Consider the following 13,188-nt stretch of genomic DNA (forward strand, 5'->3'; position numbering starts at 1 on the left):
GCTAATCGTTGCTTTTGCTTCCCGTCGTCTCGGTAGGTGCGGTCGCCTTCTCGTCCGCTGGTTTCGCCGCCAGAGACTTGCCGCACTTCGGACAGAACTTGGCGCTGGCGGTGTGAGGTTCGCCGCAGTGTGGGCACTTGGCGGTAGCGCTGTCTTTGGCGAACTCCGGCGAGTTGACGTTTAGATGCACCAGCTTCCATTCCGCTCCCTCGCGTTTCCAACGGGTGTCGATCGTGCCGCTGCCGTGTTCGAAGGTCGCGTGGTACGAGACTTCGGCAAATTGGTCCGCGTTCAGTTGGCGGACATGGAACTGCCGCATCGACTTCGTTTTGAGCGAGCCCAGTCGCGTGTTGATCTTTTGTCCCAGTTCGATCAACTGCTCGCGCGTCACGGCCTGCCTGAACTCGGCGCTGGTCTCGCTGTCGTAGGTAGCCCCGAGTTGCTCCTGCTCGATGGCGACAAACAGTTTGTCGACGGCAGGCGAAATCGACGAATCCATGCTGCGAAAACCCACGAACGCCAAACCGGCGCAGCCGACGACGGTGATCAATCCCAGGCAAGCCACGCCGATGAGAGCGACAATGATCAAGGTTTGAGTTTTCATGCAGGCTTAAGGAGTGGTTGGTTTGATTGCATCGAAGCAGCGGCCAGCTTAAAAGATTGTCTGTCGTGCTGTCAAAGACTTCCCACTTCCACTAGTAGTACCGTGCCACTCACTTCCTGTCCTGAATGCACGCGAGAAGTATCGACACAAGCGGCAGCGTGTCCGCATTGTGGCTGCCCGACCAGGCGCTCCAAACGGTCGCGAACGAATTGCCACATCTGTGGCCTGAAATCGACGCGCGCTTGTGCGAAGTGCGGTCTATTTTGCTGCGAGAACCATATCACCGCCCACAAGTATCCTGGCAGCGCGTTATGCATCAACTGCGAAGCGAAAAGACGACAATTTGCGGTTCTGGCATTGATCATTTTCGCAATCTGCTGCGCAATCGGCATCGTCATCAGCTATTGGCGCTGACCGCTATATCCTGGCCAACACCCGCAAAGAGTGTGCAATGCAACTTGTTTCCATTGACCTACAACTAGCCGAGACCTTCCGCACTTCGCCGGCGGAGTGCGAGAGTGCAATGGGTGCCACGATTGGTCCCGCCGCGGAGTGGCTGCCCAACATCTTCGACCATACCCTGTCGCTATATGAGCGGAAGCCGCGGCCGTTGCAGTGGGGCGCGTTTCTGGCCATCGATGATACAACCAACCAGATCATCGGCACCTGTGCCTACAAAGAGGCTCCGACCGCCGAGGGCCTGATCGAGATCGCGTACTTCACTTTCCCACCCTTCGAGAATCGCGGTCATGCCACGACCATGGCCACCGAACTGACCGCTTGTGCGCTCTTGTCACCCGAAGTGAACCAGGTCATCGCCCATACCTTGCCCGAGCGAAATGCTTCGTGCCGAGCGCTCGAAAAGGCCGGCTTTCGCTTCGTCGGCGATGTGATCGATCAGGAAGATGGACCGGTGTGGCGCTGGGAACGAACGAAGGCAGATGCCTATCCGGAGCACTCCTCAGCTTGATTCGCGCTCACTCCCCTTGCAGAATAGCAGACGAATTCTGGCGAACTTTCTCGCGACTGAAAAACCTTAGGGAGTGACGAGCGATGCGTAACGGGCGAATGATGGCTTGGTCGATGGGTCTGCTGCTGGCGGTGGCCAGCGTGGGTGTGGCCGCGGATCCGAAACTGACTTTCACGAATGAAAAAGACGCCGGACCCGACTTCGTCGTGCAAGGCGAATACGCCGGCTCCGATATCGAAGGTCACAAGTGGGGCGTGCAAGTGATTGCCCTGGGCGATGGCAAGTTCGACGTCGTTGGGTACCCGGGCGGCTTGCCCGGTGATGGCTGGAAGCGGGGCGACGCCACCAAGACCGGCAAAGCCGAGACCGCCACTGATGGCACCGTCAACGTCAAAGGGGACGATTGGACCGCCACGATCAAGGACGGCACGCTGACCGTTGTGCATGGTGACAAGAAGGTCGCTGAGATCAAGAAGACCGAGCGGAAGAGCCCTACGCTGGGTGCCAAGCCGCCGGAAGGGGCCAAGGTGCTGTTCGACGGCACCACCGCCGACAACTTCAAGAACGGCAAGCTGGTCGAGGGGAACCTGCTCGGCCCGACAAACTGCGAATCGAACGCCAAGTTCGGCGATCACTCGTTTCACATTGAGTTTCGCACGCCTTTCATGCCGGGTGCTCGCGGCCAGCAGCGGGGCAACAGCGGCGTGTACCTGCAAAGCCGTTACGAGCTGCAAGTGCTCGATTCATTCGGCCTCGATGGCAAAAACAACGAATGCGGCGGCATCTACACCGTCGCCGTGCCCAATGTGAACATGTGCTTGCCGCCTCTGGCCTGGCAAACCTACGACATCGACTTCACCGCCGCCAAGTACGAGAACGGCAAGAAGGTCGAGAACGCCCGCGCCACCATCAAGCACAACGGCGTCGTGATTCATGAGAATCTCGACCTGAAGGATGGCACTCCTGGCCGCGCCAAGGAAGGCCCCGAAGCGCTCGGCCTGTTCCTGCAAGATCACGGCAACCCAGTTGCCTTCCGCAACATCTGGGTGGTCGAGAAGAAATAACTCTTCTCCTTGTGGAAGATGGTGCCTACTCGCGCTTCGCTTCGCGGAGCGCCCGGCTGGCATTGCCGATGAAGTTCTCGATTTGATTGAGACCGCGGACGAGCATGGCGTGACCATCGACGTAGATCGCTGGCACGCCAGCGGTTGTCGCGACTCGACAAACTTTCTTGTCACATTTTGGCCGCTCGTTACGCGGAAGGAGATTAGGAGGATAGGGGCGCGATCCTTCGCACACCGAACCACCAACCAGTGCCTCGCTGGAATCTGCTTGCTGAGAACTTGCCATGGCCAACTTGAACATTGACGAAATGCGCGACTACAAATGTTGGCTCAAGCACTCGCCGGCCGAGATTCTGTTTCAAGCCAAAGCCTTCGGTGGTTGGGCCAAGATTTTTCCCGGACGGGTGCCGCCCTGGGCCAGCAAGGTTCGCAACTACTTCAACGTGCTGCCAACCTCGCTCGCGCGCTTGCCGCAAGAATATGCCGAAGCGCAGATGGCTTCAAAAAATGGTCCGCGGCAAACCTTTCTGGCCAATTGCCACGAAGTGCGAACATTCAACGATCGGAATCGCGGCCGGCCCACGCCGCTGGGCCCGGGACTCGATGTCTACCCCGCGCACAAAGCCTGCCCGGCCCAGGCGACGAAAGAAACCATGACCATGGAGGGCTGGTTTCCTGTTCGCGATGCGCTCTCGGGCGATGTCTATTTGGATGACCATGGCTGGATCTGGTATCAGATGTCGGCCGGGGCCACCATCTTTCACTGGGGCGGCGAAGTGAAAGGCCCGAAGCGCGAAGCGGTGTACACGCAGATGCGCGGCCAAGAGAATGTGCCGGTCTTCAAGCTGATTCGAATGGACGGCAGCGGCGGTTCGTGCGAAGTGATTCTAATGAACTACGGTGCCGGGGGCCCTCAAGGGGGCAAGAAGAACATTGGCAACGAAGACGAATACGAAGACATCTACAAACGAATCAGTCGCGACAAGATCAAGCAAGGCTCTTACAACTATTCCGAAACCTCGCAGGTAGGTTTTAGCGACCACGAGAAGCGCGATGTCAAAACGCACGTCGCCGAGACCGAGTTTTATAGCAACCCCATCAACATGCATGCCGAACTGAGCATCCGCCGATTCCCGCCCAACGACAACCGCGGCATCCCGCTTGCGATGCAAACGGAATGGTGGTTTTGAAAATCGCAAGGCGAGCTAGGCAGCACTCTTGGCAATGGCTTCTTTGGCCACGGCAAGGCATTCCTTCATTTCGCTGATCGGGTCCTTGGGATTGGCTTCGTATTCGAGGCAAAGGGAACCATCGGCGGGGAACTTGATCGTGCGCAGCGCTTTGAAGAGGCCGACAACATCGAGGTGCCCCTTGCCGATGATGACGTTGCTGGTCTTGGGTGTGTTGGCTTCCTTCTCGTCCTTGATGTGGGCACCGAACACGCGATCGCCCAGTTCCAGCACACACTTGACCGGGTCTTCGCCGCTGCGGATGAAGTGACCGCAGTCGACGCACGCGCCGAAGTTCTTGTGCCGACCAGCGACAGCCTTCTTCACGCTGTCGAGCTTGTCGAACAAGGCATTCGGGCCGTGATTGTGAATGGCGATGCGAATGTCGTATTCGGCCACGAGCTTATCGAGGCTGTCGAACGAATCGGGAGTCGGATTAGCAGTGATGACGCGCACGCCGATCTTCTTGGCGAAGTCAAAGAGCTTCTTGTTGGCTTCGTGATCTTTGCCGAAACCATGCACACCGTGACCGGCCAGCTTGATGTCGGCGTCCTTAAGCAGTTTTTGGGTCTCGGCAATTTGCTCGTCGGTGGCCTTGGCATCGAGGTGCTTGTTGTAGAACTCGGCATAGTGCAGACCCATGCCTTGCAGGTGCCGCACTGCTTCGGCCGTATTGAAGTTTCGCAGCGAATAGCTTTGAGCCCCGAGCGGAAAGCCACCCCACGGATCATCGGCCAGCAAGTTGGCCTTGGCGAGAACCTGGGGAACATCGAACCAGGTCGCTCCCGCGGCGGCAGCAGCAGAGATGGCGAGAAAGCGGCGACGGGAGAGGGAAGGATGCATGAGAACCTCGAGCGAGCTTGAAGGGAGAAGTCTGGATGCGGAAGGTAGAGACGGGCCAGCTGGCAGCAAACCCGCTGCGCATTATGAAGGGCGCGAGAGCTCGCCTCAACCAGTCGGAGCGAATTGGCAAGTGCCGCACTCAGGTGCCCGGCAGCGAAGCTCGGTGGAGCTAGTCTTTGGGCTTGGCCGCCAGTTCATCCAAGGGCGGGCGCTTCTGGTGGGCATCGCTGGCCTGCTGATAGGCATGGGCGAGAGCCAGCAGCTTGGACTCGCCAAAGAGCGTGCCGGTGAAGGTGATAGTGCCCGGTTGCCCGCTGGAGCTACCCTCGCGATCGCCGTCGGGCACGATGACGGTAGGATGACCGGTGTAGTTGGTGAGCACCAGGTCGTCGCCGCCGACGTAGGCGTCAATCCCCTGCATGACTTCCGCCATCTCTTGCATCACGAGCGTGCGAATGCGGTTGGCACGCAGGTAGTCGACGGCGGTGACGAATTGTCCTTGGCGGAACGTGGTTCCCCATTTGCCAATCCCCTCGCGCACGCTCGCGCGAGTCAGATCGTCGAAGGCCGCGGCGGCTTCGGTGTTGAGAATGAGAGTTAGTGCCCCGACCGGATACTTCTTCGGCAGCTTGATGGGAACGAGCGTGACGCCCAGTTTCTTCAGCACGTCGATCGCTCGTTTCTCTTCTGCGGGCCGGTCGCCTTCGAAATAGCCAACCTTGAGCGAATCGACCTTGTGCGGCGGCGGCCAGACAAAAGGCTGATCAACTGCGGAAATGTCGTTGGGGTCACTGCCGTGAATCGCACCCAGGATGATGGCACAGTCTTCGATGGAGCGGGCGATGGGGCCGATCTTGTCCATGCTCCAGCAGAGTGTCATGCAGCCAAACCGGCTGACGCGGCCGAAGGTCGGCCGCAGGCCCGAGGCGCTGCAACGTCGGCAGGGGGAGACGATGCTTCCCAGTGTTTCGCTCCCAAGGGCGAAGCCGACAAGGCCAGCGACGACAGCGGACGTGGAACCGGCCGACGAGCCGCTGGAACCTTCGGCGGGGTTCCAAGGATTGCGGGTCAGGCCGCCGAACCATTCGTCGCCCCAAGCCAACGCGCCAACCGACAGCTTGGCGAGCAGCACCGCGCCGGCATCTTCCAAGAGGCGCGCTACGGTCGCCAGCACATCGAGCGATTGATCTTGATAGTGTTTCGCTCCCCAGGTTGTTTTGTAGCCCGGCACGGCGATGAGGTCCTTCGCGCCCCAAGGCACTCCATGCAGCGGGCCGCGGTACTTGCCCGCTGCGATCTCTTCGTCGGCCCGCGCGGCCTGTTTCAATGCTAACTCCTCGGTGAGCGACACGACGCACTTCAGCAACGGGTCGAACTTTTTGAGCCGAGCCAGATAGAGCTTGGTGAGTTCGGTCGAAGAGACCTTCTTCGCTTTCAGAAGAGCGGCGAGTTGCGTGACCGGCAAAAACGCAAGGTCGTCATCGGTCGCCGGTCGTTCGACGGCTGCTTTGCCAGGCAGCGGGCGGATGGCCTGGCGATCGATCTTGGCGGTCGTTCGCTGGGGAGGAGCAGCGAAAAAGGTGAGCGCGGGCGGCACGCTGTTTTCCAGATCGACCTGCCGCAGCAGTTCCAGCTTGCGCTGATCTCGCTGCACCGCGTCGGCGACGGACTGGCGATCTTCTTCCGAAAGTTCGATGCCGGCAATCCACTCGGATTGCTCAATGAGTTGCGGCGTGATCTTTCCGACTTGTTCCACCTGAGCCGCCAGTGCCCGTTGAAAGGCGACGGTTCCGATGCCGGCGCCGGTCAAGGCTGCGAGCAGATGACGCCGCGAAAGAGCCCGGCCAGCGGCCAGAATATGGGGAGAGAAATCGTTGGGTTCTGGCATCGTCTTTTCTCACGGCAGGATTGTGCTGCCGCCATTGTCAGGGGCAATGCCTGGCAAGCAAGCCTTTTTTCGGTAATTGCATCTGCGCCGAAACGATCAGCTCTTCGTTTCCCCAAAGAACGACGCGCAACAAGGTTACTCTGGCCGGCTTTCTCAGACGCAGTTAAAACTGGCAGCATGAACTCCCTTTCGCAATACTCCTTCGCATCTCTGACGACTGTGCTACTTGTCCTGGTATGCGGCGGCTGCTCGATGAGTAATCGTCGCTCCAGCCAGACGCCACCTACCAAGCTGGTTCTCTCTCAAAGGCCCGAAGAGGCCAAGTTGCAATTGCTTCGCGAGATTCCCGTTGGAACTGACATGTCTACAGCGGTTGAGCAGTTGAAGGCGTTTGGGTTTAGAATCGATCGCGAATCCGCCAATGAGTGCATTGCTCGTCGCACACAACCGTCGGCTCCGTTTGTGGACATAAGCTGGATTGTCACGATCCTGGGCGAGCACGGCAAACTGAGTGACCTTGAGGTCAAAGTCGGCTTCACGGGGCCATAGTGCAACTTAGAGCCTGCTGGCTGAACTGTCGGCCGCCCCTGCTTTGCGGTAACCCGGTGTGTTTCCCCGCGAACCAAGGGGGGTGCTCGTACGTCAGAGAAATAGCGTCGGAATAATACCGGGGCGGTTCGAGCGAATAACCGTCAGAGAGCTTGAACGCACACGGGAGCTTGTTCCCAGTTCGCCGCAGGGAAAACGCGGCCTTTACCCCCAAAGGCATGCCATGCAAACCGGTCCCGGGCCAGATCTACAACTCGTTCTTTGCCACAACCGGGCCCACGGTCGTATCGCCGTCGACCTGAACGCCTTCGTCGAATACGACCTGGCCATTACCAAATCTCTCAAGAGCCTTGTTAGTAAGTGGCCCGACCCGCGCCCCGTCAGCGCTGCCGCTGGTCGCATTTCCGGCATCCCTAAAAAGCCGAAGTAGAGTCGTGCTATCACTCGGGGATGAACCAAACACGCTGCTGTCGGGTCAGGAAGGTTACCCAGCTTCGCAATGGCTGCCGCACTCGCGCCAGAGCCGTATTTTCGCCATTGTCGCGCGGTGACATCTTTTGTTAAGGTGCCGAAGTGAGCCTCCAGCTGGGGGCGACAAGGATGTCGGCTGCACTGCCAGCGGCCTTAGAATAGGCATCGTCGCGAATCGACGATGAGTTTGCCATGAACGGATGGACCCGTGCAGCCGTGGCTCGTTTGCAGACCTGGAATCAGGCAATGGTCGCCTGCTGGGCACTGGCAATTGTCGTTCCCGCCGCCATCTTTTCGCCTACGCTCGCTGCGCAAGAACCAGCGCTCGAGGCTCAGTGGATCTGGACTTCCAGCCACACCAAAGATGCCGTTCCCGCGAAGGCCGAATGCCATTTTCGCAAGACCTTCACGCTCAAGGAGCCCGAAGCGGCTCAACTGGCGATCGCAGCCGACGATGCTTACGAACTGTATATCAACGGCCGCCGCATTGGCTCGGGCGAGTCGACCAAGAAGCTCGACGAATACGATGTGACCAAGTCGCTCGTGCGCGGGCCCAACGTCGTCGCCGTGAAAGTCACAAATCAAACCGCCGGTTCTGCTGCGCTCGTTGTACGCATGACGGTGAAAGAAAAGACCGCCGGTTGGAAGTCGTTTTCGAGCGACAGCAGCTGGAAAACCACGCTCCGGCCGTTTCCCTTATGGAACACGGTTCTCTACAGCGATCGCGGCTGGGAAGCCGCGGTTGCCTATGGTCCGCTGGGCGGCACTGCCCCCTGGGATCGTCGCGAACAAGCGCCCGCCGCTGAGACCCATCTGACCGAAACAACTCGCAACGAACGGTTCGATATCTCGCCCGAGTTCGACGTGCAACAAATCATCAGCACCGAACAAGCTGGCTCGCTGATCGCCGCCTCGTTCAACGAGTTCGGCAACTTGCTCTGCTCGCGCGAAGGTGGCCCGCTGCTGATGGTCTACGACAGCAACAGCGACAAACAGCTCGATAAGGTGCGCGTCTTCTGCGACAAGGTAAAAAACTGCCAGGGCATTCTGGCCCTCAATGGCGAAGTGTTTGTGACGGCTGACGGTCCCGATGGCCCCGCACTCTATCGCCTGGCCGACAAAGACCGCGACGGCAATCTCGAAGATGTCAAAACCATTTTGAAGTTCCCTACCGAGAACGCCGAACATGGCGCTCACGGCCTGGTGCTTGGTCCCGATGGCCTCATCTACATCATGCTCGGCAACCACGTGCAACTGCAAAACGAACCCGATGCCGGCAGCCCGCATCGCGATTTTTACGAAGGTGACATTGTCGGACCGAAGTACGAAGACCCGACCGGCCATGCCGCGGGCGTGACTGCTCCCGGTGGCATCGTCATTCGTACCGATCCCACGGGCAGCGGTGTGCAGGTGGTCGCCGGTGGTCTGCGCAACCCCTACGACCTGTGCTTCAACCGCGAAGGCGAAATGTTCATCCACGATGCCGACATGGAATCGGATGAAGGTTTGCCCTGGTATCGGCCCACGCGTCTCGCTCACATTCTGCCCGGCGGCGAATATGGCTGGCGCAGTGGCTGGTCGAAGTGGCCCGAGTATTACTTCGATTCGCTCCCCGCCACGCTCGATACCGGCAAGGGCTCGCCCACCGGCATCACCAGCTACAACCACTTCATGTTCCCGCTCCGCTATCACGGCGCAATCTTCACCGCCGATTGGTCCAAGGGGACCATCACGGCCATCAAGATGCAGCGGAACGGTGCGACCTACAAAGCCACTCCCGAGGTCTTCCTCAGCGGCAATCCGCTCAACGTGACCGATCTCGAAGTGGGCCCCGATGGTTCGCTCTACTTTGTCACCGGTGGTCGGGGCACTGCGGGCGGTGTCTATCGCGTTACCTGGAAGGGGCAAGTTCCCGAACAAATCTCGAATGTCGGTACCGGCCTGACGGCCGTCATTCGCCAACCTCAAGTCGGCAGCGCGTGGGCTCGGCAGAACCTGGCCGCGCTCAAGAAGCAACTGGGTCCGGAATGGAACCCGAGCCTGATTGGCGTGGCTCAGTCGGCGGCGAATCCCGTCAACTATCGCCTGCAAGCCCTCGATCTGATGCAGCTATACGGCCCCGAGCCAACCCAAGAACTGCTGCTGCAGTTGTCGCAAGAAAAGAACGAAGTGGTGCGAGCCAAAGCAGCCCAGTTGATGGGCCTGCATCCGACCGAAGATTGTCACGTCCGCTTGATCGAACTGCTCGATGACTCCGATCGCTTCGTCCGCCGCAGTGCTTGCGAAGCTCTCTCGCGAGCCGACCAGGCTCCGCCGGTCGACAATCTGCTCAAGCTGCTCGCTTCCGACGATCGCTTTGAAGCGTGGTCGGCCCGTCGCTTGCTCGAACGGATGCCACTCGAAGCCTGGAAAAAGAAGACTCTCGATGCGCCTGGTCACCGCCTGTTGCTGCAGGGTGGTCTCGCGCTGATGGTTGCTCACCCGAGCAAAGAGCACAGCTTGGAAGTGCTGCAGCGAGTGCAAAAGCACATGCAACAATTCGTCAGCGATGGCGATTTCATCGATCTGCTCCGCTTGACACAAGTTGCCTTGCATCAAGGCGAAGTGCCGCCGGACGAACTCCCAGCGCTGCGCACCATGCTCGCCGAAGAGTTCCCTTCGGGCGAACCGACAATGAACCGCGAGCTGATTCGCTTGCTCACGGCCATGCAAGAAACCAGCATCACCCCCCGCTATCTCGAGTATCTGAAGTCGGGCGTGACCGATGCCGACAAGTTGCACATGGCCATGCACCTTCGCTTTGTCGAAACGGGCTGGACCTCCGAGCAACGCCTGGATCTGCTCAAGTTCTACGAAACGGCCAATGCCAAGAAGGGTGGCGGCAGCTATGCCCGCTACATCATTGCCGCGACGCGCGATTTTGCCAAAGGCATGAGCGAACAAGAGTCACGCCTCGTGCTGGCTCAAGGAACCGAAATGCCGAACGCGGCTCTCGGTGCCCTTTATAAGGTTCCCGAAAGCATCGACGACACAACCCTGCAGTCGCTGATCGAACTCGATGAGCGCCTCGCCGATCGCGAAGGGGATTCATTCCAACGGCTGAAGGTCGGCATTGTCGCCGTGATGTCTCGTAGCGGCGACGACGCTTCGCTGGCCTACCTCCGCAAGATCTGGGAACGCGATCCCGAACGCCGCCAGGCCATTGCTGTCGGCCTGTCGCAAAAGCCCGAAGGCGACAACTGGCCCTACCTCGTCCGCAGTTTGCCTTCGCTGGAACCGGCCGCCGCCCGCGAAGTGCTCGGCAAGTTGGCCACCGTGCCGCAAGCTCCTGAAGAAGCCGATCCGTATCGCAACGTGATTCTGCTCGGCCTGAAGATGAAAGAAAAAGGTTCCGAGCCCGCCATCGAACTGCTGCAGTTCTGGACCGGTGAAGAACTGGCCGCCGAAGGCGACACGCAGACCAAGCTCGCTTCGTGGCAAAAGTGGTTCACGCAAAAGTATCCGGAACTGCCCGATGCCGTGATCCCCGTATCGCCCGATGCCAAGTACACCTTCGAAGCACTCGTCTCGTACCTTAACGGCGAAGAAGCCGAGAAGGCAACGGCCACTCGCGGAGCCGAAGTGTTCGTCAAGGCTCAGTGCGCCAAGTGTCACCGCTTCGGCGATCGGGGCGAATCGATGGGCCCGGATCTAACGACCGTTTCGAGCCGCTTCACGAAGAAAGAACTGCTCGAATCGATCTACTATCCCTCGATGGTCATCTCGTCGCAGTATCAAGGCAAGACCGTGCAGCTGACCGATGGCCGCACACTCATCGGCCTCGTTGCCCCCGGTGGTGCCGGCGAAACCGTCATCCTCACGCAGACCGGCGAACGAATTTCGGTTCCCTCGAACGACATCGAAGAGACCAAGCCGAGCAAGGTCTCTGCCATGCCTGCTGGCCTGCTCGAAACCCTCACTCCCGAAGAGATCGCCGACCTGATGGCCTATCTCGAACGCACCGGCAAGTCCGGCATCGCCCGCCGCCCCCTCGAAAAACTGAACCGCTGAGTTCGGGCGCCGGGATTCAGAGATCGGGAGTCGGAGATCGGGAATCGGGGATCGGGGATCGGGAATCGGGGATCGGGGATCGGGAATCGGGGATCGGGGATCGGGAATCAAAAACTTCTTCTCCGCCCCCGGGCCTGCCCCGGGGGTTCATTGGCTTTTGCGCTAGCTGCGGCTGGAAGTCAGCGGGTCAGAGAGTCGGATGTCCGACTCTGCCGGCGACGACCCGCGAGGAACATCAATAGACGGCCAACAAATCGTTGCAAATTATGAAATAAATCGCAACGACACTCTTGACAAACGCTCACCCATTTGCGGAAATGGTGAGACGTGGTGAAGTCAAGTTTGAACTGCAAGACAGCAATGTTTTGAAAGGGCTTCGTGGGGTGTTTGAAAATCCAGTCGTTTTCGAGGTCGGTGATTGAGTTTTTCCTGGACGGCTTGGACCTCGTAGCGAGTGACCTGGCTGAAGCGCGTGCCTTTCGGGAAGTATTCGCGGACCAGGCCGTTTGTGTTTTCGTTCGTGCCGCGCTCCCAAGGTGAGTGCGGATGTGCGAAGAAGATCAGCAGGGTCAGGATCCACTGCAGCCATTCCCAGCGGCTGAATTCGGAGCCGTTGTCGAACGTCACGCTCTGACGCAACTCACGCGGGTGTTTTCCCAGGCGAACACGAATAGCGCTCATCACCACGTCGGACGTTTTGTTGGGAACCAGGATCAGTTCGACGTAGCCCGTTTGACGTTCGACGAGACTCACCAGCGAGAACTGGTCATGACCGCCGCTGCAAATCAAATCTCCTTCCCAATCGCCGCAGCGGCCCCGTTCGTTAATGATCGCGGGTCGTTGTTCCAATTGCGGGCAGATCCGCTCTTTTCGCGCGCGGCAACGGCGTTTGTGCAGGTGATAACGACGCAGGCACTTCTGCAGTGGGCGTCCGTGGTCGTCACGGCGGAGCGAGTTGTAGATCGTCTGCCGCGAGATCCAACGGCGCGGATCCTCGGGAAACTGACGCTTGCTCACACCTGCGATCTGCTCCGGAGACCAGCCTTCTTGGAGTTGCTTCTTGACCGCCTCCCGAATCTCTGGCTGCTCGAACTTGCGACGCGGCCGCCCAGCCGCCGCCCGCCGACGCATCGCCAGTCCCTGGGCCACCGATGCCGAGTAACAACTCCGCGGCCGATTGCGACTCAATTCGCGACTGATTGTCGAAGCATCGCGATGAGTCGCCTCGGCGATGGCAGCCTGAGTACAACCCTGAGCATTCATCGTCGCTATGATTTCACGCTCCTCAACCCTAAGCTGCTTGTAAACCATCGCTGGGCCTCCGTTTGAGTATCTGCAAGTGAGATTCTGATATTCAAACACCCAGCGATGGCCTTTCCTACTCTCAGCCACCATACGCTAGCTTGCACTTCAATTTTGCACGCACCCGTTCTCTTACAGTTTGGTGGTACGCAAAGTGAGGCCGCGATCGGCGGTTCGGCTGCGTGGTTCTTGACGAGGCGGTAGCTGCAGCAGCGGTC

Annotated in this window: 11 protein-coding genes; 6 read left to right on the top strand and 5 right to left on the bottom strand. The window is 59.3% G+C overall.

Translation table 11 applies throughout. The features are described from left to right. Position 1: 1 nt before the first annotated feature. On the bottom strand, positions 2–604 hold the full coding sequence (locus NA78x_RS31360; protein ID WP_425616327.1) for a zinc-ribbon domain-containing protein: 603 nt from the start codon (positions 602–604) through the stop codon (positions 2–4). A 451-nt stretch (positions 605–1,055) separates the two neighbouring features. Here NA78x_RS31360 and NA78x_RS31365 point away from each other — a divergent pair, with 451 nt between their 5' ends. Further along, positions 1,056–1,574 carry a GNAT family N-acetyltransferase gene (locus tag NA78x_RS31365; protein ID WP_425616328.1) on the top strand — a complete coding sequence of 173 codons (519 nt, stop codon included), beginning with the start codon at positions 1,056–1,058 and terminating at the stop codon, positions 1,572–1,574. Between the two features lie 83 nt (positions 1,575–1,657). Beyond that, positions 1,658–2,638 carry a 3-keto-disaccharide hydrolase gene (locus tag NA78x_RS31370; protein ID WP_425616329.1) on the top strand — a complete coding sequence of 327 codons (981 nt, stop codon included), beginning with the start codon at positions 1,658–1,660 and terminating at the stop codon, positions 2,636–2,638. A gap of 25 nt (positions 2,639–2,663) precedes the next feature. Here NA78x_RS31370 and NA78x_RS31375 read toward each other — a convergent pair whose 3' ends face one another. Further along, a complete protein-coding gene (locus tag NA78x_RS31375) occupies positions 2,664–2,924 on the bottom strand; it encodes a hypothetical protein (protein ID WP_425616330.1) in 261 nt (86 codons plus the stop codon). On the opposite strand from NA78x_RS31375, the gene NA78x_RS31380 reads away from it, so the two are divergent. Next, on the top strand, positions 2,923–3,828 hold the full coding sequence (locus NA78x_RS31380) for a hypothetical protein (protein ID WP_425616331.1): 906 nt from the start codon (positions 2,923–2,925) through the stop codon (positions 3,826–3,828). The two genes, NA78x_RS31375 and NA78x_RS31380, sit on opposite strands and share 2 nt — an antisense overlap. A 15-nt stretch (positions 3,829–3,843) precedes the next feature. On the opposite strand, the gene NA78x_RS31385 is transcribed toward NA78x_RS31380, so the two are convergent. Beyond that, the gene (locus NA78x_RS31385; protein WP_425616332.1) at positions 3,844–4,710 is read right to left on the bottom strand and encodes a sugar phosphate isomerase/epimerase family protein; all 867 of its coding nucleotides are present in this window, start codon (positions 4,708–4,710) and stop codon (positions 3,844–3,846) included. A gap of 169 nt (positions 4,711–4,879) precedes the next feature. Continuing rightward, a complete protein-coding gene (locus NA78x_RS31390) occupies positions 4,880–6,598 on the bottom strand; it encodes an amidase (protein WP_425616333.1) in 1,719 nt (572 codons plus the stop codon). Between the two features lie 252 nt (positions 6,599–6,850). Here NA78x_RS31390 and NA78x_RS31395 point away from each other — a divergent pair, with 252 nt between their 5' ends. From NA78x_RS31395 to NA78x_RS31405, 3 genes are all read left to right on the top strand, one after another. Next, the gene (locus tag NA78x_RS31395; RefSeq protein ID WP_425616334.1) at positions 6,851–7,147 is read left to right on the top strand and encodes a hypothetical protein; all 297 of its coding nucleotides are present in this window, start codon (positions 6,851–6,853) and stop codon (positions 7,145–7,147) included. A gap of 223 nt (positions 7,148–7,370) precedes the next feature. Next, entirely contained in the window at positions 7,371–7,577 is a 207-nt protein-coding gene (locus tag NA78x_RS31400) for a hypothetical protein (protein WP_425616335.1), read from the top strand. 233 nt (positions 7,578–7,810) lie between these two features. Further along, positions 7,811–11,668, top strand: coding sequence for a DUF7133 domain-containing protein (locus NA78x_RS31405; RefSeq protein ID WP_425616336.1), 3,858 nt, complete (start codon positions 7,811–7,813; stop codon positions 11,666–11,668). A gap of 336 nt (positions 11,669–12,004) precedes the next feature. Here NA78x_RS31405 and NA78x_RS31410 read toward each other — a convergent pair whose 3' ends face one another. Continuing rightward, entirely contained in the window at positions 12,005–13,063 is a 1,059-nt protein-coding gene (locus NA78x_RS31410) for an IS30 family transposase (protein ID WP_425614411.1), read from the bottom strand. Positions 13,064–13,188: the final 125 nt, after the last annotated feature.

This window comes from Anatilimnocola aquadivae, assembly GCF_049819085.1.
GTDB lineage: Bacteria > Planctomycetota > Planctomycetia > Pirellulales > Pirellulaceae > Anatilimnocola.